The 24,341-nt window shown below is 44.9% G+C and carries 15 protein-coding genes and 2 pseudogenes; 9 read left to right on the top strand and 8 right to left on the bottom strand.

Annotated features, from left to right (window positions below; translation table 11 throughout):
* Positions 1–18: 18 nt before the first annotated feature.
* Entirely contained in the window at positions 19–1,071 is a 1,053-nt protein-coding gene (locus LEP1GSC052_RS04015; RefSeq protein ID WP_010574538.1) for a sensor histidine kinase, read from the bottom strand.
* A gap of 486 nt (positions 1,072–1,557) precedes the next feature.
* Positions 1,558–2,016 (bottom strand): peptidylprolyl isomerase, encoded by a 459-nt coding sequence (locus LEP1GSC052_RS04010; RefSeq protein ID WP_020985603.1) that lies wholly within the window; start codon positions 2,014–2,016, stop codon positions 1,558–1,560.
* A gap of 192 nt (positions 2,017–2,208) precedes the next feature.
* On the opposite strand from LEP1GSC052_RS04010, the pseudogene LEP1GSC052_RS21770 reads away from it, so the two are divergent.
* The 5 genes and pseudogenes from LEP1GSC052_RS21770 to LEP1GSC052_RS03990 form a co-directional block, all read left to right on the top strand.
* Positions 2,209–2,944 (top strand): annotated as a pseudogene (locus LEP1GSC052_RS21770) (adenylate/guanylate cyclase domain-containing protein); the annotation flags it as partial.
* Between the two features lie 299 nt (positions 2,945–3,243).
* Positions 3,244–5,094: pseudogene (locus tag LEP1GSC052_RS21765) on the top strand (adenylate/guanylate cyclase domain-containing protein); the annotation flags it as partial.
* Positions 5,078–7,195 carry a FecR domain-containing protein gene (locus tag LEP1GSC052_RS04000; RefSeq protein WP_010574536.1) on the top strand — a complete coding sequence of 706 codons (2,118 nt, stop codon included), beginning with the start codon at positions 5,078–5,080 and terminating at the stop codon, positions 7,193–7,195. The pseudogene LEP1GSC052_RS21765 and the gene LEP1GSC052_RS04000, both read left to right, overlap by 17 nt.
* Positions 7,185–8,324 carry an LIC11435 family protein gene (locus LEP1GSC052_RS03995; protein ID WP_010574535.1) on the top strand — a complete coding sequence of 380 codons (1,140 nt, stop codon included), beginning with the start codon at positions 7,185–7,187 and terminating at the stop codon, positions 8,322–8,324. The genes LEP1GSC052_RS04000 and LEP1GSC052_RS03995 overlap by 11 nt, the downstream gene beginning before the upstream one ends.
* A 37-nt stretch (positions 8,325–8,361) precedes the next feature.
* Positions 8,362–10,731: a peptidoglycan recognition protein family protein gene (locus LEP1GSC052_RS03990; RefSeq protein WP_156892101.1), complete on the top strand. Its 2,370-nt coding sequence runs from the start codon at positions 8,362–8,364 to the stop codon at positions 10,729–10,731.
* A 15-nt stretch (positions 10,732–10,746) separates the two neighbouring features.
* Here LEP1GSC052_RS03990 and LEP1GSC052_RS03985 read toward each other — a convergent pair whose 3' ends face one another.
* Both LEP1GSC052_RS03985 and LEP1GSC052_RS03980 read right to left on the bottom strand, forming a co-directional pair.
* Positions 10,747–12,618 carry an ABC-F family ATP-binding cassette domain-containing protein gene (locus LEP1GSC052_RS03985; protein ID WP_020986550.1) on the bottom strand — a complete coding sequence of 624 codons (1,872 nt, stop codon included), beginning with the start codon at positions 12,616–12,618 and terminating at the stop codon, positions 10,747–10,749.
* Positions 12,619–12,666: 48 nt separating this feature from the next.
* The gene (locus tag LEP1GSC052_RS03980; protein WP_010574533.1) at positions 12,667–14,079 is read right to left on the bottom strand and encodes a sensor histidine kinase; all 1,413 of its coding nucleotides are present in this window, start codon (positions 14,077–14,079) and stop codon (positions 12,667–12,669) included.
* A gap of 352 nt (positions 14,080–14,431) precedes the next feature.
* On the opposite strand from LEP1GSC052_RS03980, the gene LEP1GSC052_RS03975 reads away from it, so the two are divergent.
* Positions 14,432–17,503 (top strand): response regulator, encoded by a 3,072-nt coding sequence (locus tag LEP1GSC052_RS03975; RefSeq protein ID WP_020986186.1) that lies wholly within the window; start codon positions 14,432–14,434, stop codon positions 17,501–17,503.
* 1 nt (position 17,504) lies between these two features.
* Here the strand turns inward: LEP1GSC052_RS03975 and LEP1GSC052_RS03970 are convergent, their stop codons facing one another.
* The 3 genes from LEP1GSC052_RS03970 to LEP1GSC052_RS03960 all read right to left on the bottom strand — a co-directional run bounded on the left by LEP1GSC052_RS03970 (position 17,505) and on the right by LEP1GSC052_RS03960 (position 20,400).
* Positions 17,505–18,446, bottom strand: a complete 942-nt coding sequence (locus tag LEP1GSC052_RS03970) for an alpha/beta fold hydrolase (protein WP_010574532.1) — start codon at positions 18,444–18,446, stop codon at positions 17,505–17,507.
* 71 nt (positions 18,447–18,517) lie between these two features.
* Complete coding sequence (locus tag LEP1GSC052_RS03965) at positions 18,518–18,994, bottom strand: cyclic nucleotide-binding domain-containing protein (RefSeq protein WP_010574531.1); 477 nt, start codon at positions 18,992–18,994, stop codon at positions 18,518–18,520.
* 89 nt (positions 18,995–19,083) lie between these two features.
* Complete coding sequence (locus tag LEP1GSC052_RS03960) at positions 19,084–20,400, bottom strand: sensor histidine kinase (RefSeq protein WP_165782926.1); 1,317 nt, start codon at positions 20,398–20,400, stop codon at positions 19,084–19,086.
* A 234-nt stretch (positions 20,401–20,634) separates the two neighbouring features.
* Between LEP1GSC052_RS03960 and LEP1GSC052_RS03955 the strand changes: the two genes are divergently transcribed.
* Genes LEP1GSC052_RS03955 through LEP1GSC052_RS03945 form a run of 3 tightly spaced genes read left to right on the top strand, consistent with a single transcriptional unit; the run spans position 20,635 to position 23,185 of the window.
* The gene (locus tag LEP1GSC052_RS03955; protein WP_010574529.1) at positions 20,635–21,861 is read left to right on the top strand and encodes a DUF445 domain-containing protein; all 1,227 of its coding nucleotides are present in this window, start codon (positions 20,635–20,637) and stop codon (positions 21,859–21,861) included.
* A gap of 14 nt (positions 21,862–21,875) precedes the next feature.
* Complete coding sequence (locus tag LEP1GSC052_RS03950; protein ID WP_010574528.1) at positions 21,876–22,181, top strand: hypothetical protein; 306 nt, start codon at positions 21,876–21,878, stop codon at positions 22,179–22,181.
* Positions 22,178–23,185 (top strand): alpha/beta fold hydrolase, encoded by a 1,008-nt coding sequence (locus LEP1GSC052_RS03945; RefSeq protein ID WP_010574527.1) that lies wholly within the window; start codon positions 22,178–22,180, stop codon positions 23,183–23,185. The genes LEP1GSC052_RS03950 and LEP1GSC052_RS03945 overlap by 4 nt, the downstream gene beginning before the upstream one ends.
* A gap of 67 nt (positions 23,186–23,252) precedes the next feature.
* On the opposite strand, the gene pgsW is transcribed toward LEP1GSC052_RS03945, so the two are convergent.
* On the bottom strand, positions 23,253–24,338 hold the full coding sequence (pgsW, locus tag LEP1GSC052_RS03940) for a poly-gamma-glutamate system protein (RefSeq protein WP_040913272.1): 1,086 nt from the start codon (positions 24,336–24,338) through the stop codon (positions 23,253–23,255).
* Positions 24,339–24,341: the final 3 nt, after the last annotated feature.

The following is a 24,341-nucleotide window of genomic DNA, read 5'->3' as shown; positions in this document are numbered from 1 at the left end:
GGAAACTCTCTTCTCTATTTATAATTGTTCTAACTTAAATTCCAACGGAAAGCGTACGATCGCTTCGAACCCCGAGCCGATATCGGTGCGGATTTCCAAACCGCCTCCGTGAAGTTCCGCTATCCTTTTACAAAAAAACAAACCGGTTCCGGGTCCGGAAAATTCCTCCGCAATATGATACTTTTTGAATAGATCTATGAAATAACTTTTTTCCATTCGATCGATACCGATTCCGTTGTCTCGAACGCGGACGACGTGACGATCCGATTCGCGCTCGTACGAAAAAGAAAGAACGCGGTTTCCGTCCTCGTTTTTAAATTGAATCGAATTCGAGATTAGATTTCCGAAAAGTTCTTTTAAAAGAGGAAGGTTTCCCACAAGTTCGGGAAATTCTCCCGTAAAACCGATCTTCATACCTGCGTCGTCGAGACTTTCGCGAAAGGGAAGAATCGATTCTTCCAAAACTTCTCGAAGGGAAAGAGTTTTAAAAACGTTTCTTTCCTTTTCGATTCTTAAGAACAAAAGCAAACCGTTGATCCGATTCCAAAGACGACCCGCACCATCCAAACTGAGTTGTAGAAATTCTTTTCCCTTGCCGTCGAGCGCGTCCGAATATTTTTCGGAAACGAATTTTAAAAAGGTGGTATGATTACGAATCGGTTCCTGAAGATCGTGATACATTCTGGAAACGATCGTCGCGATTTCCTTTTCTTGGATCTTCCCCGTTTCTTCCGAAGAAGAATCCCAAATTTCCAAAAACAAAACTTCGTCTTCGCCGGATCTTTGCCGCGTTAAGGCGCCTTTGAGATCGAGTTCCTCCGCAAATCGGTTTTTAAAATGTTCCTTAAAATAAATCGTTTTTTCTAATTTAGAATTTTTGAATTCTTCCCAAAGGGAAACATTTTGAAACGGAAGGACTTGAGAAAGGTCTTGGCTTTTTAAATCTTCCGGATTGGAGCAAGAACATCGATTTGCAAAAGAAGAATTGCATATTATAATACGTAAATCATTGTCCAAAACACCGATGGGCGTTTTCAAATGGGACAAAATCTGAAAATCGGATTCAGTCAACGGAAATGACTCCTGAATTTTTCCGGGTCTTAAAAAGAATCCAATGCGTGTTCAAAGTTCGAACCCTCGATCCACCGAACGATTTAGAAAATTCTATCGAATTTCCTAAGACCCGTTCTTATTGACGTTAAAAAGTAGAGATTTCGATAAAAATGTCAATCCTGGTTTTTGGTTTTCCTTCTTTTTTACGCATTTCAGAATATTCTTTTTTTCGAAATTAGAATCCTCTAAAGCATACGCATTAGTACGAAGTGATTAGAAAACGATTTTGAAAGAAAAAGGCTTGCCCCCGTTCAAAATGAAAAGGTGAAACCCAAAAGAAAACAATCTCTCGAAGAATACATTCAAATCGGATTCGTTTTTTCTTGGATGGTTCGGTAAGATTGGAAAATCGAGGTTTGGAAATTACTTATTTATAAAAGTGGAGCGGCAAACCGCCCTACTTTTTGTTTCGAGCGGTTTTATATCGTTTTTATGGTAGATCGTTTATTCAGAAAATGTGATAGACTCGATCACGACTGCTTTCGTTGGTTTGTCTTGGAAACCGGTTTCGGTTTCGGAAATTTTTTCCACGATATCCGATCCTTCGGTAACCTTTCCAAACACGGCGTGGCGGTTGTCCAAATAGAAATTGTCTCTTACGTTGATAAAAAATTGAGATCCACCCGTGTTCGGTCCCGCGTTTGCCATAGAAAGGGTGAATTTCTCATTCTTAAGATCCTTGTGAAACTCGTCTTGGATCTTGTATCCGGGCCCGCCCGTTCCGTTCCCCGTCGGACAACCTCCTTGGATCATAAAATTTTTGATAACACGGTGAAATGTAAGACCGTTGTAAAATCCGTCCTTCGCTAATTTGATAAAATTGCCCGCAGTGATCGGAGCTCTTTCTTCGTCCAGAAAGACCGAAAAATTTCCATAATTTGTCTTAAATAATGCAGTTGCCATGTCCGTTTTCCTCTATTTTAAGAATTCAACTCCATTTTCCGAAACTAGAGAATAGCAGAAAGCGATTTCTTGCGAAAAACAAACAAAAACGCGGAATTGAGCGATTATATTATATAAGAGGAAAATCTAAGATTAAAATAGAATATTCCTCCCAGTGGAATTATTTTTTTCTGGATAAGAGAGTCTTCATACATGTTAGAAATCAATCATCGTTATCTTCCATTCGGAACCTCGGGCGCTCTGATTTTTATTTCGGGCGCGCATTCGAATTCGAGAACCGACCATTCCATTCTCTCGGAAGAAATCGCCAAAAAAGAAATAGGCACCGTCTGCGTCGTGTCAAGCGATCATTCGATCGATGCGGAAACGTTAGACTCCATCGATCCTTCGGCGACCGTACTTTCCATTCTCATCCCACCCGGACCCGAAACGAACGATTCGGTGTACGGAACGTATTTAAAAATCCGAAAATTCTTAAAAAGAGGAAACCTTCTTTTTTTGATCGCGCCCGATTGCGAATCCAGATTCCCTCTTTTTCTTTCCAAACTTTTACTCGCAAGCGATCCGTCGATCACGGACTCCGATCTTCAGGATCGAATTTCCCGTTTCGGATATTCTTACCCGGAAGCGGACCAAGCCGTTTTTAGGAAATTTCTTTCCAGACACAAAGACGGTCACGCGTTTCATGAAATTCCTCCGGGAGAATTTTCGGTTTCTTCCCATCTCGCTCGGGAAGGCCGACGTCCGTCCGCGCTCAAATACAAAATCCAATACGAACCCGGCGTGGAAAATCTGACCAAAATCAAAGCGGTTCCTTATTCCGAAGAGGAAAGAAAAATTTCCAAACCCGGTTTTCAATCCTCTCCGATTCATGCGATCGAAATCGATCATATGGACGAGGCGCAAAGACCGAAGGAAATTTCGGTAAAAATCCCCGATTCTTCCCATGAAAACGGAACGAACAACGCCGAAGTTCAAAACGTTGCCGCTCCGGCCGCGGCGACTGCCCCCGCTTCTGCTCCACCCACGGAGAATTCTCCCGCAACTACAAACGAAACTTCTGCGTCTTCGACGGTTTCCGATACAGTTCCGTCGCAGAACGCAACTCCGGCCGTTTCCGATTCTTCCAACGGAAATAAAACATTAGAAAAATCGAATACAACTTCGCCCGCGAAAGAATCTTCCACGCCCAAAGCCGAACCGCAAAAAGTAGAAAACGGTTCTTCCGCTTCCGTAAAAACGAAACTGCCGTTGCAAATCAAGTTGATGGCGGTGATTTCCCTTTTGATGACCTTGACGGTTTCCACGATCATCTTCTTCGCTTCTTCCGCGTTTCGAGGCGATTCCGAGGTTCGGGTTCTTCAAAACAATTTAAGTTTAGTGAATATTCTCGGTTTAAAAATCAAAACCGATATCAACGAAATTCTCGGAAACGGAAAACAAATCGTCGGGGCGTTGGCTCAAGGAAAGGAAGGAATTTCCTTCGCGGATATTTTCTTTCAAAACGATCCGGACTTTATCTACGCGGGGCTTTATCAGATCGAAGGAAACGCGCCGACCGCGATCAACGAATTCTTCAACGAACCGTATTTAAGCGAGGTGAAGGTTTCGCAAAAAGAAGTTTCGGATCTCATCGCGGGAAGACCGGGACTGATTCAAAAATCGGTTCTTACCGGCGGGAGAATGGAGAATCTAAGCGCGGAGTTCAAAGAACCGATCTTTGCGATCGCGGTTCCCTCTTCCAGTTCCAATCCGAAGGTTTTGGTTTTGATTCTTCGTTTGGAAAAATTCTTAAACGCATTCCAAAAACAAGATATATCCGAAGTCTTTTTAGTAAACGGAGAAGGCGATCTGATCGCGCATTCCGACGCGAAACTGCTTCAATCCAATACGAACTTTATGAATCTTCCGATCGTCGAGTCCATGATCAACAGTTCGGAAAACACGAAACAAACCGAGTATAAGGACAAGGAAGGTAAATCCTGGTTCGGTTCGTATCAAAAACTCGGCTTCGGCGGCGGCGCGGTCATCTCCATCGTTCCCGAAGACAAGGCCTTCGAAGCGGTTTATAGAATTCAAAGAACCAATCTTCTCATCATGGGAATCGCGCTTTGTTTGGCGCTCATCATCGTATTCTTTTTCGCAAAAACGATCACCAAACCGTTGTTAAATCTTCTTCAGGCGACGACCGAAATCGCGAGAGGAAACTTCAAAATCGGAATCAGCTCCACGACAAGGGACGAGGTCGGACTTCTCACCGACTACTTCGTGGACATGGGTAAGGGTTTGGAAGAAAGGGAAAAGGTTAAGGACGCCCTCGGAAGATTCGTAAACAAGGAAATCGCGGAAATGGTTCTGAAACAGGAACTTACCCTCGGCGGGGAAAGAAAGATGTGCGCGATTTTCTTTTCCGATATCCGCAGTTTTACGGCGATTTCCGAAAAATTACAACCGGAAGAAGTCGTCGAATTCTTAAACGAGTACATGACCGAAATGGTCCATTGCGTAAACGAAACACACGGAATCGTGGATAAGTTTATCGGGGACGCGATCATGGCGACTTGGGGAGCCGCAAAAACTTCGGACCAAGACGCGGTCAATTCGGTCAACGGAGCTCTTATGATGAGAGAAGCTTTGATTCGATTCAACCAAGGCAGAGGCGGAGATAAAAAACCGATCATCAAAATCGGTTGTGGTCTGAACTATGGCCCGGTCATCGCGGGACAAATCGGTTCCGAACAAAGATTGGAATACACGGTAATCGGAGACGCGGTAAACCTCGCTTCCAGAGTCGAGGCCCTCAATAAACCTTTCGGAACGGACATTCTCATCACTCAGGATCTTTTGGATCACGTTCCCGGCATCTTCAACGTGGAGAAGATGCAATCCATCAAGGTAAAAGGAAAGGAAGAACCGCAGGTCATCTATGCGGTTTTGGGAAGAAAGGACGATCCGAACTGCCCCAAAAATATCGAGGAACTCAGAGCGAGAATCGGAATCGTATGGGAACCGCCTAAGAAGGATAAGGCGAAGGATTCGGAACCGGGGGAAGAAGTTAAGTATGAGATACTTGACTGAAGGAAAATACGTAGTATCTTTTTTGACGGGGCTGATAGTCCTCTTCAGTGTATTACTGTACCTTCATATAACTTCCGGTCACAAAAAGGGAAACAATCCCGAAATCGGAAAAATCATATTCAAAAACCGTAAAGCTCAGAGAAAATTCGACTCCGAGGTGGTCTGGGAGGAAATCGAAACCGAAATGAAGGTTCGAAACCGAGACACGGTCCGCACCGACGACGGGGCGGAAGCCATTCTCGTTTTGAACGACGGGACCGAAATCAAACTCGATCAAAAGAGTATGATCTTTCTCGACTTTTCGGATAAGAATCTTTCCATCGATTTCGCATACGGTTCCGTTTCCGCGAACAAGGACAGTGGAACCGAGATGAAGATCAAAAGCGGTGAGACGACCGTCGAAGTCAACAAAGGCGATCTAAAACTTTCCAAATCCGAAGACCAGGCCCTGAACCTCGAAGTTTCCAAAGGAAACGCAAAGGTAAAATCGGGAAACCAAGAATCGAACGTGGCGAACAACCAAGCCATCGAACTCAAAAACGGAAAATCCGAAATTCGATCCTTATCCATCTCTCTCAATTCTCCGCAGGAAAGAAAATTTTTTCAAACATCGGGCGGTTCTTATCCGGTTTCTTTCGGCTGGAACAAGGTCGAATCGGTAAAAGATTATACGTTGGAAATTTCGAATCATCCTAGTTTTTCCAAAAACGTGATCCGAACAAAATCGAATTCCATTTCGCTGAACAAATCCCTGGAAAAGGGAACTTACTTTTGGAGAGTCACCGCGGTCAATCCGGGAAGTGGAACTCCGGAATACAGCGAAACCCGCTCCTTAATTATATTAGGAGAATTGAAACCTTCTCTCTTCGCTCCATCCAAATCCGAGGAGTTCAAGTTCACATCCAATCCTCCGAACGTCGTCTTCCAATGGACACCTTCGGATTTTACGAAGAATTACACGTTCGAACTCGCAAAGGATAAAACCTTTAAGGAAACGGTCGTCAGTCAGGAAATCCAAGGAACCTTGTATCGCTGGGATAAAACGAAGGAAGGAACGTATTACGCAAGGGTCACTCCGAAACCTTTGATGAACGACTTGAAAACGTCCGTATCGGAAACGATTTCGTTTAACGTAAGAAAGCTGGAAAAACCCGAACCTCCCGTATTGAAAAAACCTTCCGATCAGGAAGAGGTATCCTTACGCAAAATTTCCAAAGAAGGAAATCTATTTGTTTGGACCGGCTCCGCCGACTTAGCGGAATACAATCTTGAAATCGCAAACGATTCCGACTTTAAGAATATTCTATTCTCCAAAAAAACGAATTCTTCTTCCGCGACTTCCTCCCCGATCGCCAACGCGGGCGTTTACTACTGGAGGGTCAAAGCGAACCCGAAAGAAGGAGAGCCGATCTCTTCGTCCGCCAGAAAATTTACGGTTCAATCTCAGGAGAATTTGGATCTTCTGTTTCCCGCAAATCAGCAGGAACTCGGACATCCGGCCAATCAAAAACTTACGTTTCGTTGGCAAAGACCCGAACCTTCGGGAGTATATAAATTGGAAGTCTCCAAAAATTCCGAGTTCAGCGAGAACGTGATTCGCGAGAATTTCCGTGCGTCCTCCGGAACGATCTCTCTTCCTTCCGTGGGAGAATACTATTGGAAGGTTTCGCTGCTCGGATCCAATGGGGAGAATTTATTGACCAGTAAAACCCAGAACTTTAAAACCTCGGACAGCGCTCCTTTCCTAAGCCAGAACAGTCCGGCCACCGAGGAAAGTATAGACATCACCAATCGGGAAAGTATAGACTTCCGATGGGAAACCGAGGGAAACACGGAATCGATCACGTTGGAAATTTTCGAGGTTCGTGCAAAAGGAAATAAAACGATTTGGAAACGCGAACTCAAGGGCGATTCCTATTCGTTTAAGGATTTTGGAATATTAGAAGAAGGTAAATTTCAGTGGAGAATCTCCGCGAAATACAAGGACAAGGCGGGAATTCAGAAGTTCACGATTCCCGTTTCCAGAAATTTTGAAATTAAGTTGAGTAAGACGATCCGACCTCCGGAAATACTTTCGCCGAAGGAAATTTATGTGGAATAAGATTCTTTTATACTTCGTTCTTTTGTTGATCGTTTCCCTTTCGGTTTTTGCGGAAGAGGAAAATCAATATTTGGAATGGAAACCCGTACCCGAAGCGGGATCCTATATGGTCGAAATCAAGGATTCCAGCGGAAGGATCACGAGGGAAAAAACGAAGTCAACGCGCTTCGAGGTCAATCTTCCCCCCGGGATTTACGAACACAGAATCGGCGTTTTGAATAAGTTCGGAAGGGTTTCCGTTTTTTCGGAATGGATTTCCTTCGAGGTGATTCTTTCCCGCGCTCCCGTGGTCGATCCGGAATCCAACATGAAATTGTTAAAGGAAAAACTCGGGCCCTCGCTCGTCGTAAAGGGAGAGAACTTTACCGAGGCGATGAACGTTAGTCTTCTTTTACCCTCCGGAGAAACGATCAAACCCGAATTCGAATATATCAACTCGAAGGAAATCAAGATCAAAATCGAAGGTTTGAATCTGAAAAACGGGAGTTATACTCTTTCCCTGGAAAATCCTCGAAACAAAAAGACCGCGAAAAAAGGTTTTTTGGTCTTGGCCGATTCCGAACAAGAACTTGCGGAAATCGTAAAGCAGAACGAACGGGAGAATCGGGTCGCAACGCCCGGAATCAACTGGGGTCCTGCGTTGCAATCGGCCGTTCTTCCGGGTTGGGGACAATCCAATCAGGACAAAACGTATAGAACTTGGATTTTTCCGATCTTGATCGCGGGAGCAATCGCCTATTCGGCGCAACAGTATTCGGAGTATAACGCGAGTTTGGCGGCCTTAGATCAAAGTAAGAATCTGAATTCGAGTCTTCTTCTACTCGATAATCCGACTTTTATTCCGTTTGCGACTTACAACTACCTGCAGGTCCAGTCGGACTATTCAAACGCGGTTTCGCATTACAATTCGTTTAACGTTTCCTTGGGAATTGTGGCATTGCTTTACCTTTTAAATGTGTCAGATGCGGCATTTGTCGGCCCGTCCTCTTCGAAAACGACGGTCTCGGAATCGGACCGCAAATTCGTCCCGTATTTCAAAACCGGGACGATCGATTCCAGAAACGGAGGAACTGGTTCCGGCAATTTTTTTCCAAATTCATTTGAATTTGGGATGAAAATTTTTCTATAGATACGTGTTGTTATTTATAGAAAAGGATATTTTTTCCGTGGAAGAACCAAACCGACAATCGAGGACCGTACATACCCTTCTATTCTTCCTAAGCTTCCTTTTGCTTCAAAACTGTTTTCCAAAGCCGTCCGGGACCTCTTTCTTAGACACATTTACCTTTGCCAATTTTGCTTCCATCGCACAAACCCCGATTCCTCTCAAAGTAAGACTTTCCGGTTTGACCGGTGGAACCCTGGTCCTTGCAAACCAAGACAACGAAACTCTTTCTCTGAGTTCCAACGGGGATTTCAATTTTCCTGAATTCAAGCCGAAGTATTCTTCTTATAGCGTGAGCGTCAAAACCCAACCGACGGTCACTCCGGCGATCGATTGCGTGATCACCAACGCGAACGGAATTCTTTCTCCTTTTTTTGAATACGTGGAAGTTGTTTGTGCCACAAGGTCTTATCCCCTTTCCGTTCAAGTCTACGGAATTTCCTCATCGGTCAGCGGGACCTTGCAGATCCGAAGCGGGAATGTGGATTTATTGAATCTCAGCGCGGACGGAACCAATACGTTCGCCGCTCCAATTCCGGATCAATCGAGTTATACGATTCAAATCGTGGCAAGTCCTCAGAATCACATTTGTCAGTTCGAGATTCCGGCTAACGCGACCGGTACGATGACGGGACCGAATACGGTCTTAATAAACTGTTTGAGCGTTACGAACTCGAGTCCTCCGAGTCAAACGGTTCTCAAACCTTCGGACAATGTCGATCTTACATTCTCCAAAAACGTATCGGGTTGTGTTTTGGATCCGGTCAATACGCCCGCTGGAAATCTAAAATCCACCCATCCCGGCTCCAATTTTAGTTATCCGACTTCCAATACGATACGAATCACTTCGGGAGGAACTTGGACAACGGGAGTAAATCAATATCTCCGCCTAACGGGGTGTATAGATCCCGGTTCCGGAAAAGCGTATAACAACGGAACCCCTTTGACGTTCACCTATACGGTCGCAAACGAAGTGAAGTATGCAAGTCCTGGAGGAGCCGGAGCCGGTCTTTGTGATACGGTCGCGACCGCTTGTTCCTCGATCCGTTATGCGGTCGCTCAGTGTTCCGCGGTTCCTTGTTTCGTTTTGGTTTCGGAAGGAATCTTCTCGATTTCGGATAACGCGACTCAAAGGATCGATCTCAAGGACGGGGTCAATCTTATGGGCGGTTTCGACTCGACGTTTACTCAAAGAAACGGAACGACTCATACCACGATCATCGAAGACATATCCCCTCCCGGAAACTGCGGCGCTTCCGAAGGTGTTACATGCGCCCCGATCTTTGCGGGACCTCCGTTTACGACGATGACGAGCAATCTTGTGGTGAATTTATTCACGATCAAATCGAATCCGAACAACCCGTGGGCGACCGGCATTTTCTTAAACGGATTGGCTACGGGCGCGTCCCAGTTGATCATCGCCGGAAACGTGATCCAAGGAACGGATTCGTCCAGTGCGTATACGGCGACCACGATTCGATCGGGAATCGCGACGTATAACGTAACTCCGAACTTAAACGTGTCTTATAATTATATCGTCGGCGGAAGCGGAAACAGTATCTCCGCGGGAATCTACAACAACGGAAGCTGGGGTGTGATTTATTCCAATTGGCTGAACGGAAATTCTCATGTAGGATCTACGGCAGCAGATTTTTCAACAGCGCTTCTCGTACGAAATTTAACGGCCGCACAACCTCTGATCGTATCGAACAACGTGGTCAATTCTTTTCAACAATTGGGAACCCCTGCGGTTACGGCGGCGAGCACATCGGGACTTAGATTTCAAAACGTAACTTCCACGAACTTACATCTGATCCACAATACGGTTTTTGGCGGAGTCGGAACTTCGGAATCGATCGGAATTTATTCTCTCGGAACCGCGGTGGAAACCAAAATCGCGAACAATCAGATCTTTACAAACTCGACCGCTCCGAGCAGAATCTGTATCAATTACGGGGTCGCACCGGGCGCGAGCGCGGAAGTCAAAGGAAATAACTTATTCAACTGTTCGACCTTGGCGCAAACCCCGTTATTCGGTTTTAGTCTTTGTGCGGGAAACCCCGGACCTTTACGGAACAACGTACTTTGTCTTACGAACCTCGTGACTGGAGCCAACACTCAAAATTTCAGTCACAATCCGGGGTTCTTACCGCCTACAAGTCCTCTTACGTATTATCTGATCGGCGCGGGTTCTAAATGTGATACCGTCTACGGCGGGGTGGATCCGAATTACGGCGGGTTTATCACTCTGTATCAAAACGACTTTTTCGGAACCGCAAGAACGACAAACTCGGCCCCTGCTCCCGTTCCGGTCGGATCGTTCGGATATACGATCGGAGTTAAGGAACACGACGGAACCTGTTCCCCTTAATCACATTCAACTTTCTTAAAGTAGATTTTGAAGTTCTTCCCAACGTTCCATCTTTAAGGGAAGAATGGAGTGAATCTCGGTAAGTCTGTTCCCGGAAGAAACGAGTTCTTCGGGTTTTCCCGCGCCCGATTGGAGAATTTCGGTGAGTTTCTTTTCCTCCCCTTCGAGTTCCGCGATTTCCGCTTCCAAGGTTTCGAGTTCCTTTTTCTGATTGAAATTCAGACCTTTTTTGGTTTTGGAAGAATCGTTCTCCTTGACTCTCGTTTCGGGTTCTTTTTTATCTTTCTGCTTGTTTAGATAATTCTTATATTCCAAATATTCGGAATAGTTTCCCGGAAATTTTTCGACCACCCCGTTCCCTTCGAAGACAAAAAGATAATCCACGGTCCGGTCCATAAAGTAACGATCGTGGGAAACCGCGAGAATACAACCGCCGAATTCGGCGAGAAATTCCTCCAAAACCGACAAGGTTTTGATGTCCAAGTCGTTCGTAGGTTCGTCCAAAATCAAAAAGTTCGGATTAGTCATAAGAATCGAAACGAGATACAACCTTCTTCGTTCTCCGCCCGAAAGATTTTTGATATATCCCGCCTGCAATCTTCCGTCGAAGAGAAAAAGTTCGAGCATATCCGCCGCGCTCAAAACGCGATCGTCGCTCATCTTTACGGAAACTCCGCATTCTTTTTTGATGTATTCGATCACTCGCGTATCTCCGGAGAGTTCCTTGGAAATCTGATCGAAGTAACCGAAGTTCGTGTTCATCCCTACGCTTACGTCGCCCGAATCGGGTTTTTCCCGTCCCGCGATCAGATTGAGAAGCGTGGATTTTCCGGCCCCGTTCGGACCCACGACTCCGATCCGTTCCCCGTTTTTAAACGTATAAGAAAAATTAGATATTAGAGTTTTTTGATATGATTTGTTGAGGTTTTTCAACTCGAGAATCTTTTTGCCGAGCCTTCTTCCCGAAACCGAAAAATCCAAAACGATTTCCTTTCCGGTTTTTTTCCGGTTTAAAACCTCGAGCGCGCGGTCCGTTCTTCCTTTTTGTTTTGTTCCACGGGCTTTGGGTTGTCTTCGGAGCCATTCCAATTCCTTTTTGAGAAACTGTTTTTCCTTTTGTTCGGTTTTTTCGCGGACGATTTCGGCTTCGGCTTTTTTTTCGAGATAAAATCCGAAGTTCCCCGGAAAGGAAAATAAATTTCCATTCTCCAGTTCTATGATCCGATCGCAGACCTCTTCCAAAAAATAACGATCGTGGGTTACGAGAAGGACCGCCTTTTTCGTTTCGATCAGATAATCCTGAAGCCACAGAATCGCGTCCACGTCCAAATGGTTGGTCGGTTCGTCGAGAATGATCAGATTGGATTCTTCGATTAACGTTTGTGCTAATGCGACTTTCTTGAGCATTCCCCCCGAAAGAGAACCCATCTTCAAGGAAAGATCGGGGATCGCCAATTCCTTCAAGAGCGATCGGAACCAAGACTCGAGCTCCCAAGCATCGAGACGATCCATCTCCTGCATCAAACGATTGTATTCTTCCTCTACGTCCGAGTCGCCGGATTCCAGACGTTCGCAAACCGCTTCGTAAGAACGAACCGTTTTTAAGAGCGGACTCGGACTCGAAAAGATATGTTCCAAGATGGAATGATCCGGATCAAAAGAAGGCGACTGCGATAAAACGGAGGTCTGAAGAATTTTGTTCTTCAAAATCTGCCCGCTATCGGGAACGTCCAAACCCGCGAGCATTTTTAAAAGGGTCGTTTTACCGGAACCGTTGATTCCGAGGATTCCGATTTTTTCTCCCTCGTTGATTCCGAAACTGATTTGATCGAGTAAAACTTTGGCGCCGATCTCTTTCGAGATCTTGTCGACGGATATTAAATTCATAGGAGATACCAGCAGGGTCCGAATCGGAACGTCTTAGGACAAGTGTTTTTAGATCTTAAATCGAACCTGAAACTTCGTTCCCTTATCTTCGTTGCCGGGAAGAAGAGAAGACTTTCCTCTCAACTGTTTGGAAAGAATTTCCACAAGGCGTAAACCCAAGGATTCCGATTTTGCGAGATCGAATTTTTCGGGCATTCCGATTCCGTTATCTTCCACTTCCAAAACGGATTCGTTCATATCCGATCGGAGTTTGACGGAAATAAGCCCCGAGTTCTCGTCCGGGAACGCGTATTTTAAGGAATTGGTGACGAGTTCGTTTACGATCAATCCCAATGGAATCGCGGTTTCGATCGAAACAAAATTCGGTTTTGAGGAAATTCGAAATTCAACCTTCTTCTCTTTTCCGAAAGAATGAAGAAGACTTACGAGAAGAGTGTTTAGATAATCATAAAAATCGATTTTTGTAATATTCTCGGATTGATAGAGTTCCTTATGAATGAGGGCCATGGATTGGATTCTACGTTCGCATTCCTTTAAGATCTGGGAGATCTTTTCGTTTTCGGAATGTTCCGCCTGTAAACCCAAAAGACTCGCGACCACTTGAAGATTATTCTTCACTCTGTGATGAATCTCCTTCAACATCACTTCCTTTTCTTCCAGGGTTTTTTTGAGCTTTTCCTCACCGCGTTTTCTTTCGGTGATGTCGCGGATGATCTGCGTCGCGCCGATCAGATTGTGGGAAGAATCCTTTATGGAACTATAACTGATTTCTAATATAGCCACGTCCTGAACGAAACCGCGCATCGTTCTTTCCGTCGTGTAGACCTCACCTCGGAGAGCGCGGCTCCAATTTTCGATGACCACACTTCGTTCGAGCGGATCCAAAATGAGTTCGGGTAAAAGATTTCCCTCTTCGATTTTTTTACCGTAGAGTTTCCAGAAGTTCAGCTCGAAGGAAGAATTGAACGCGATCACTCGGAAGTTGATGTCCACCGCGCAGATCGCATCCTTGGTTCCTTCGATCACGCCGATCAATCGATCCCTTGTGGTTTTGAGTTTGGAACGGAGTCTTTCCAATTCCAACTCGGCTCTTCTTCGCGTATTGATGTCCCTTACGATCACTTGAACATACTGGCGTTCGTTTTCAAAGAACGCCGTGGCGACTACTTCGACGAACAAGGTGGAACCGTCTTTGCGAACGAATTCCTCCTCGAGAACTCCGACAGCAACGCCTTCTTGGTTCATTTTTTGGATTCTTTGTTTTACTACGTTTTGCGATCTATGATGTACAAATTGAAGAACGGATTTTCCAAGCACCTCGTCGACCGAGTCGTACCCGAGCATTTGAACGAGCGCGTCATTCGCTCTTAGAATTTTTCCTTCGGAATGAATCGCCAGACCGTCTCGGGAGAGATCAAAAAGGAGCTGATAACGTTCTTCTGTAATTGGGATCGGTTCCATGATTCTTTTTATAAACGAGCAATAAACGCATCCTAAAGAGAAGGAACGGGACGTCAATCAAACCCGATTTGCGATCCCATACTGATTTATCAAAAAGAAAGAATGGTAAATTCACTCAAATTACCTGAAAAATGAATGCCGGATTCAAATGTCCGTCCAAGATTCAATTTTTTTAATTTGATAACCAATTCCTAAAAAATATACGAGGATTTGACAAAAATCGAATCTGAGAAAGGATTCTTCCGTCTCATGGAAAATAAATGACTCCGAGGGCATTTTGATTTTTTATTTTGCTTGTTTGCGTTTTCCCTACGAGAAATTATAATACCCTTTGTCTCGATTATAGAAAGAAATGTCCATCTTACGATCTGATTCAGACTTTCTCATTCTCGATTCCGCCGGACAGGCGGTGACCTGGAATTTCTCCGAGCCGCTTCGAGAATTTTCGGAGAATTTGGACCATCAAATCCATCCTTCCCAGTGGAATTGGTCGGAAAGCGATTCCTGGGATTCTCTGTGGAAAAGCGCGCAGAATCTAAAAGAAAATTCGGCCTTTTTTAAGACCGCGTATCGAAACCGAAATCGAACCTTTTTGGATTTGGAAATTCGGATCCTTCCTTCCGGCAAAAATCATATTCTGCTTTTATTTTTTACCGATTCGGAATCCTCTTCCTCGGAAACTCCGAACATCTTTTTGAGGGATTCCGAACTTCGTTCGATGATCTTTCAGAAATCGGCGAACGCGATTCTTTTGTTAAACCCCGAAGACGATCGGATTTTAGAAATCAATCATACGTCGAGTCAGTATTTCGAAACCGAAGGTTCATCCGAAATTTTGAATATTCCATTTTCCGATTTATTGGCGGAGGGATTCTCCCCTTCCGAATACGAATCCAGAAAAAAAAAGATTCTTTCGGGAGAAGGAGTTTCCTGGGAAGTGGAATTCAAAACGTTTCGGGACAGAAAATTCTGGGGATACGCTTCGTTTCGAATTCTCACCTCGAATCTAAACCGGATCGTTCTCGTACAAATCAAGGATATCACCGATAAGATCAACGCTCGCAAATCGCTTTTGAAACAATCCAAAACGATCGCGGAACACGAAGCGAATCTGAACGCGATCATCGAAAATTCGGACGCGATGATCTGGTCCATCAATACGAATTATGAATTGCTAATATTCAATTCCCAGTTTCAGAAGATGATGCAGGATTTTTATCATTCCGAAATCTCGACAGGTTTTAACGTGTTCCAAAAGGAACTTCCTCCCGATATCGTCCAGTATTGGAAAGAATTTTACGATCGGGCTCTTTCCGGGGAACGATTTAGCGTAACTCGAAGCAGACCGAATCAGGACGGCAGTTTTGTGTTCAGCGAACTTTCCTTTTATCCCATCGTGAACACGGAAGATACGATCACGGGAGTCAGCGCGGTTTCCGTGGACATCACGGATAAAAAATTAGCCGAAGAAAAGTTCAGACTTCTTTTCGAACGTTCGAGCGAACCGCACGTTCTCTACGACGAATCCGGAATTTTCGAATGTAACCCCGCGACTTTGAAGATGCTTCGTTGTCCCGATAAAAAACTCGTCCTCGGAAGACATCCCGCGGATTTTTCGGCGCAGATACAAGCCGACGGAAAAAGGGAGCGGGAAAGTATTTCCGAGTTAGAGGCGATCGCTCTGAAAAAAGGTTCTTATACGTTCGAATGGATTTACAAACGGTTTAACGGAGAAGAATTCCAAACCGAAATCACTCTGACTCCGATGTTGATCAATCAGAAACGAGTCTTTCTCGCGGTTTGGCACGAGATCACGGAACGTAAAGTATATGAGGATTCTCTAAAGCGCGCCAAGGAGATCGCCGAGGCCGCTTCGAAAGCGAAAACGGACTTCCTCGCGATGATGAGCCACGAGATCCGAACTCCTTTGAACGGAGTGATCGGCACGGTGAGTCTTTTGGAAGGAACCTCGCTCAACGTGGAACAGAAGGAATATCTGGACATCATCAAGTCGAGCGGTCAAAATCTTCTAATTTTGTTAAACGACATTCTGGATCTTTCCAGAATCGAATCGGGCCAGCTCAAACTCGAAATGCAACCCGTTTCTCCCGAAAAACTCACCAAGGACGTGGTCAATCTTTTTCGTTCGATGGCAGAAGAGAAAGGTCTTGTGATCGAATCCAGAATTTCCTCCCAGGTTCCGAACTGGATCATCTCCGATCCGTATCGACTCAGGCAGATTCTCATGAACCTTCTCGGCAACTCGGTGAAGTTCACGGAAAAAGGAAAAATTCTCGTGGATGTGGAAGCCGAAAAGTTTCCGAACGAAAAGTTACGATTGATCTTTCGCGTTCAAGACACGGGGATCGGAATCGCGGAAGACAAATTGGAACTTCTTTTCAAAGCGTTCAATCAAGTCGATTCTTCCACGACCCGTAAATACGGAGGCTCGGGTCTCGGCCTTACCATCAGTAAAAAATTGGCCGAACTTATGAAAGGAGAAATCATCGTCAAAAGCCAAGTGGGCCGCGGTTCCGAATTCTCCCTTTCGCTCATCACGGAAAGATTGGAATATAGAATTCCGGTCGGAGTTCAGGAACTTCATTCCAAAAACTTGGCGACTACCGCCATTCTTTCCATCCAAGAATTCACTCTCAGAGATCAGATCAAAAAGTTCTGCGAACGAAACGGGTTTTCCGTTAAGATTGTACGAACCGCAAAGGAGGCGATCCGCGCGCTCGTAGAGGAGGATCGAATCGGAATCTTTCTTACGGATCTCAACTTTCCGGACATGACATTGCCCGAGGTTCTCGACGAACTCAAAAATCAAAACCCGACCTTAAAACTTACGATCATTCTTTTTATGGAAAAGGAACTCAGGGATTCGTATTATCTCGTCACGGAAGGATTGTTCAATCGTCCTGGGTTTAAGATTTTTATGATGTTTAAACCGATTCTTTTGGACGAACTGAGTAAGAATTTCGAAAAGGCGTTTCCTACAAAAACCTTAAAGGAAGAGAAACAAGGAGATTCGAAAAAACTTCTTTCGGAAAAAATTCCTCTGAAGATTCTTTTGGTGGAGGACAACGTAATCAATCAGAAGATCGCGCTCCGACTTCTTTCCAAACTCGGTTACTCCGCGGACACGGCGCTGAACGGCGTCGAGGCGATCGCAAATCTTCAAAACAACCGATACGATCTGATCTTTATGGATATTCAAATGCCCGAGATGGACGGATTCGAAACCACGTTTCATATCCGAAAGGATTTCGCAAAACAAAAACCCACGATCGTCGCGATGACGGCTAACGCGATGGAAGGCGACAAGGAAAAATGTCTGGAAGCGGGAATGGACGCGTATATCTCGAAACCGATCCAGACTCAGGACATAGAATCGACGATCGTTCTTCTGTTTCAGTCTTAGGTCATTGACCCTTTAGGAAATCCGCGTATAGCTCGGCCAATTCGGTCGGACGTTCGAGTTGAGGACTGTGACCGCATTCTTTCAACACGACTCTTCTGGAATTTTTAATTCCTTTCAACATCACGTCGGACGCGCTGATATGAATCACACGATCCGAATCTCCCCAAAGGATCAACGTTCTCGCCTGAATTTTTCCGAGTCTTTCCTCGAGCGCGGTGGATTGCGTTCTGATTTCGCTATAAATTTTTGTGTTGAAATCCCGGCTTTCGATCGCCTTGTTCGCAAAGTATTCTTTTAAAAAAGAAGGAACATACGGCGGCTTCACGAAAATAAAATTCATTAGAAAATCGAATTCTTCCGCGTTACCCGCAACCAGAGGATTTTTTCCTTGTTCAAGCAAGGTAAGAAGTTCGCTTTTGATCGGAGCCTTGACCCCGGCGGAATCGACAAGACCCAAGGTAAGAATTTGATCCGGATACGTCGCCGCGTAAACTCCGGAGATCGAACCTCCCATCGAATTTCCGATGATATGAAACTTTTCTAATCCAAGACTTTTGCGAAATTCGTTCAAACGACTTACCTGGGTAAGAATGGAATATTCGTCTTCTTGTTTGCGATCGTTTTCTCCGAAACCCGGAAGATCGGGAATCACCACGCGATAGTGAGGCGTTAACGTTCTTACGAATCTCGTCCAGTTATCCTTGTCTCCGCCGAAACCGTGAACCAGAAGAATCGTTTCCCCCTTCCCGCCTTCCAAATATTTCCAATGATACGTACCGACTTGGATTTCTTTCTTTTCGAGCTCGGATTTGGATCGTTCGTAGTAAAGACCGCCGCTCACCAAAAGGTTCGTGCACGAGGAAAAGACGAATAAAACCAGAAGGGAAACAAAAGCGGATCGAACGAAGGGAAGAATGGAAAGAGAAGAAGTTTTGGATTTCATTTCAATGTCCTTTTGAGGAGAGAAAGACCGGAATCGGATTTTAAATACGTTTCCGAAACCGGTCGAAGAAATCAGATGGTGTATCTTTTTCTGAGTTCTCTCGCGTATGTTAAATCGTGTGTGAGCATTCTCAAGCGTTTGGCTAAGAAATGGGAAATCGCTTGGTAGAATTTTAAGGAAGCGTTCTTATCCTTTTCGAAAACCGCCTTGAGATGATCGTAAGGAATTCGAAGAAGTTCGGATCTTTCCATCGCTTCGACGGAAGCGGAACGTTTGCCAGGATCGAGATAAGGAAGTTCGCCGAAGTGATCGCCGGTTGCGATCGTGGTTACGTTTACGTCGTCCCCTTTTTCGGTGGAAGCGAGGACCTTTAAGGTTCCGTAGATTACAACGAAGAACGCTTTCGCTTCGTTGCCTTCGTGAAAAATCGAGTCGCCTTGGTCGTAGACTTTGTATTCGGTCTTCTCGGCGATCGCCCCTAATTCGTCTTCCGTAAAATTGGAGAAAAGATATATCTGTTTGAGAATTTCTTCTTTTGTATGTTGCATAATATTTCCCGAAATGCGACTGTAAATCGCAGTTTAAATAATGCAAGCAGGTTCCGAAATCGGACAAGCCCTCTTCTTTCGAAAATGTTCTAGTCCTTCCAACCCGCGAAGTGCATTCTCAGATAAAATCCGTTTTCGGTTTCGAAGGAAAGTTTTGCGTGGAGTTGCATGGAAAGCATGTCGATCAATTTCAAACCGAGACCGCTTTGTTTGTTCTGCGCTCCGTCGAGATGAAAGCCGACTCCGGTGTCCCTGTATTCGAGTTCCACGTTGCCTCCGGTATGTTTTAAGATCAGAAAAATTTCTCCTTTGTCCTGATCGGCAAACGCGTATTTTAGGGAATTGGTAAGAAGTTCGTTCAGAATCAATCCGATCGGGATCGCGCGGTCGATCGAGATAAAGAAAGAATTTTCCAAATTGTGAAAACGGATTTTTCCAGCCTGACCGTAGATCGAAAGAAGATTCGAGGAAAGGGAAAAACAATAATTCTTCAGATCCACCTTGGCAAGATTGTCCGAACGGTATAACTCCTCGTGAACCAAGGCCATGGATTTGACTCTGAGTTCGCATTCCCGAAGAACCTTTTGCAGATAAGGATCTTCCTTGTATTCCGCGTGAAGACTCAAAAGACTCGAAACGATCTGCAGATTGTTTTTCACCCTGTGATGAATTTCCTGAAGCATCAATTCCTTTTCCTTCAAAGAAGTTTCGAGTTTCTTTCGGATGAGGTTTCGTTCCGTAACGTCGTGGATGATGGAATAAAGATGAATTCTTCCGTTGATCGAAATCGGACCCGAAAAAACTTCCACGTCCCTCAGTTCTCCCGATTTCAAACGATGGATGAAGTTGAAATAAAGACGGTTTTCCGAACTCGCTTTGAGCATCTCGGTTTTCACCTCTTCGGGACCGAGCATGTTGACGTCGCTGATTTTTAGATTTAAAAATTCTTCCCGGGTATATCCGTAAAATTCGAGGGCGGAATCGCTTACGTTTACGAGCCTTCCCGTTTCCACGTCAATGACGAGTTTGATTGCGAGGTTTTTGTGAAAGATCTGAAAGAACTGTTCCTCCAAACGGAAACCCGCTTTCAGATTCTGAAAACGAATCAGAAAAAGTTCTTCGCTTAACAATTCTATTAAAACGTCAAAAGGAATCCGAACGCCCTTCGAATCGATCAGACGTAACGTTCCCGACCAGGGAGAACGGAGATCCGCGATCTTCGTCCAGTCCTCGAAAAAATTCTCCGCAGAGGCGGGAGGTTCCGTTTCGTAACCGAGATATTTTATAATTCCGGAATCGATCGAAAGGATTTCCCCGTTCTTTTTCAGAAGTACGGAGATTCGGGGTTCGAAATCCGGTTTTATCTCCGGATTCTCCCCTTTCTGATTCGGACTTTGTGAATTCATATCGAATGAACCCATAGAATCGCTCAAATCGCCAAAACTGCAAATGAAAATTTATTTCCAAACTCTCCGAAAAGGGCGCGGGCGGCGGAAATTTTAGGCTGGAAAGACATCTTCGATCTTGTCCAATTCGAGTATTTTATTCTAACCGTTCAAAAAAAATGATTTGCCCTCTTTCAACGAGGAACCGAACTTGCTAGAAGTTGAAAAATTATAGCGGTTGCTACAGGAAATTGTATGGAATTTTTAGCTGAAAACAAGGAATTGATCGGGATTTTGATGATGCCGATCACCTACGGATTCGTGGGTTGGTTTACAAACGTAGTCGCTCTCAAAATGACCTTTTATCCGCTGGAGTTCGTAGGAATTCCGCCTTACTTAGGTTGGCAGGGAATCGTTCCCAAAAAATCGCAAAAACTCGCGTTGAAATCGGTCAACATCATGACCGAAAGATTGATCAAGGTGGAAGACTTCTTTTCGAAGGTGGACCCGGATCAGTTGGAAAAAGAATTCCAACCCGTATTGGACGAACTCGTTCCCGAGGCCACGCGCGAAATCGTACATCATATCAATCCGGCCCTTCGCGCCAAATTGGAAGGACAAGAAGAAGCGAGAATCATCTCCGGCGTTCAGAAAAAAAGCGAACATACGGTTAAGAATATTATGATCCAGGTAAAGGAGAACGTTTCGAGCGTATTCAATTTCCGCTCCTTGGTTCTTCGTAAACTCACCGGTCCCAACGTAAAAAGAATCGTGGACATCTTTCAGGAAGTCGGTTCGAAAGAATTCAAATTCATAGAACACTGCGGTTGGTATTTGGGCGGAGCGATGGGAATTCTACAAGCCCTTGCATGGAATTTATTTCCGTATTGGTGGACTCTTCCGATCCAAGGCGTGGTGGTAGGTTATATCACGAACTGGGTCGCCCTTACGATGATCTTTCGTCCCTTGTATGAAAAGAAGATCGGACCGATCCGTTACCAAGGTCTTTTTTTAAAAAGACAAGAAGACGTTTCCAAAAAATATTCCAACGTATTCGCGACTCAAGTGTTGACCGCAAGAAACGTTCTCGAAGAAATCTTATACAAACGCGCCGCACGTTCCCTCGTGGAAACGATCCAAAGCGAAACCGAAGAAGCGGCGAAACGTCTGCATCTCAACGGAGGTTTGGATTCGGAGACGAGCAACGAAAATTCCGAATTCGAAACGACGAAGAAGGAAGTGATCGCGAGAGTTTCCGAATCTCTCGCAAACAGTTCGAACAAACTCGAAACGTATATGGGACGCGCGATGTCCATCGAGAACAATATGTTTAAAAGAATGAAGGATCTTCCGCCCGAGGAGTTCGAACCGATTCTTCGTTCCGCGTTTCAAGAAGACGAATACGTTTTGATTCTCATCGGATCGGTGCTCGGAGCCATCGTGGGTCTTTTCCAAGGCATCTATATGCTCTACGTTTCCTAACAGGGAGAACTGAGATGAAAACGATACGATTGTCCGAAGATTCTCCCGAGATCTTTTTGAAAAAGATCCAAAAGGCTCTGAGCGGAAAGGAACTCGGAAACATCGTCAGCTTTCTTTTAGAAGGAGAAAAGTTGACGATCCGTTTTGCCGGTCTCGGAGAATCCAAAATCTGGTACAACGTTTCCAAATCACAAACGGGTTACGAAGCGATCAAACAAAAAGAAAAGATCGCGTTTACGCATCTCGCGTTTCGATCTGGAATCGAATCCGAGTTAAGAAGCTTGATGGAAAGATTCGGAGCTGAAATAACGGACGAATGAAGAATTCAACTTCCGCTTCGAACCCGAAAACGATTTCGAAATCATTACAAATCCCGATCGGCGGTTCCGAGTTTTTAGCGGCGGAGGTGTACGGCAAGTTTCCACTTTCCAAAAATTCTCCGTCGCCCGTGATTTGTATCCACGGTCTTACGGGGAATTTAAAAAACTTCGCGCCTCTTGCGAGAGATCTCGTCAAACAAGGCCTTACCGTTATCGCATACGATCTGAAAGGAAGAGGAAATTCCTCCAAACCCGATACGCAATATTCCCACGAATCACATGCAAAAGATCTAAAGTTTATGCTCGATTTTTTAAAAATCGACAAAGCCAATCTGCTCGCACATTCCCTCGGCTGTTGGATTTCTCTCGCGTTCGGAAAGAATTATCCCGAAAGAACCGGCAAACTTTGTCTCATCGACGGGGGCGGACAACTTTCGGTCCGAAGAAAACTTTCCAATCTCGTCATGATACAACAATCTCTGGAACGTCTTGGAAAGATTTTTCCTTCCAGAGAAGCCTATCTAAAACTCGCCAAAGCATCCCCGATTCTGAGTTCTTGGAACAAGGACGTTGAGAATTTCCTAAACTACGAATTGGAAGAGGTTTCGGATAACGGATCGGGAACGACCGGTTTTCGATGTAGTATTCCGGAATCCATCATCGACTCGGAACTAAAAAGTATGGGAGGCGCGCGATCTCCTTGGCAGATTCCGCTTCGTTTTTTGAAAAGCCCGATCGCAAGCGTTCGAACATTAAAAAAGAATAAAATACTTCCCTACTCCAAAATTCATTCGCCGGTGCTCGTGATCCGCGCCGGAAAATCGAACTTTAAAAAAGGGGACGAATTGCTTCCCGATTCCGCGATCCAAGTTTTTCAAAGGGAACTAAGGACGTCCGTTTATTTGACCTTACCGGATAAGAATCATTACGAGGCGATCCTTCTTCCCGATCTCAAACGGGACGAAACCATCGCCTGGTTTTTTTCCAAATTTAAGAACGAATAGCCTGTGGACGCCGCGGCCGCATCGGGACGTTGTTTCGTTTTTCGATTCCTCGTTCGAAAAGTTTTTCTTAAAGAAAAAAAGAATTTTCCTTTTTCGTATCGGTTAAAGAGATCCAAGGCGAAAGTTTCCAGATCATTGCGCTTAACAAAACGAAAAGAAAACCGGCAAGCCAACGATTCTTTTCCTTTTTAAAAATCAGATCGGAACTTCCCGGACTGGAAAGTCGATCCGATTCGTATTTCATACCGGATTCTTTTGCGATCGTTTCGATCCCGCTTACGTGCAACACCGGGATCTTTTGCAACAGATAGTTTTTTAAAATCGAATCCGGTAAATCGGCAACTGCAAGATCGTCTTCGCCGATCACGGTTCCCTTAGGAATTTTCTTTTTTCCAAGGCTTGTTCCCGAGGAAATCGTTCCTCCTCCTATGTTGACATAGAGGGAAACCGGTTTTTGATCGTAGATTTTTTTTCTTTGAATCAGGGAATCCTCGAACGAATCGGAAGAAAGATGGGCGTATCCGTTTTTTCGGATCGAGTTTAGAATTTTTTCCCTACCCTCTTTTCCGATGCCAATTCCGAGATCGGAAATTCCGCCGATGGACATAAAAACAGATTTTTGGAATATACTATTTTCTTGATACAGGCGATTTTCAAGATCCGGCCAAAGAAGATCCGGGTGATTCGCTCCGTATTGAGAAGAAGCCACGCTCGCGATCGAAATCACGTTCAACCTCATCGTGTCCGCCGCGATCCAAAAACAAACGTTCAACGCCGGAAAAGAACCGGACATTCCCACTGCGATCGTATCTCCCGGTTTTAAACCCGCATTTTGAAAACGATCTAGAAACCAAACCGCAAAGTCCGGATGGATCGACGCCTGTTTGGAGGAGAGTTTTCCGGAAGAACTGGTGACCGGGGAACTTTCCAATCCGATCCAACCCGTTCGAGCCGGATCGATCGTAGGATCGATCGGAACGTTTTGGGAAAGTCTCCATTCTTTGATTTTTTGAAACGCGTTATACGCTCTTTGGCTCGCTTCTTTTTTTATAACGGCGTGATCGGCTTCTTTTACGATCGGAACCGTTTCGATCCAAACCACAAAACCGAACGAAACCGAACACAACAAGACCACGGCGATCGCCGAATTCATTCG

This window comes from Leptospira kmetyi serovar Malaysia str. Bejo-Iso9 (assembly GCF_000243735.2).
GTDB classification, from domain to species: domain Bacteria; phylum Spirochaetota; class Leptospiria; order Leptospirales; family Leptospiraceae; genus Leptospira; species Leptospira kmetyi.
The sequence above is the reverse complement of the archived record's forward strand: the minus strand, read 5'-3'. Positions and strand labels throughout refer to the sequence as shown.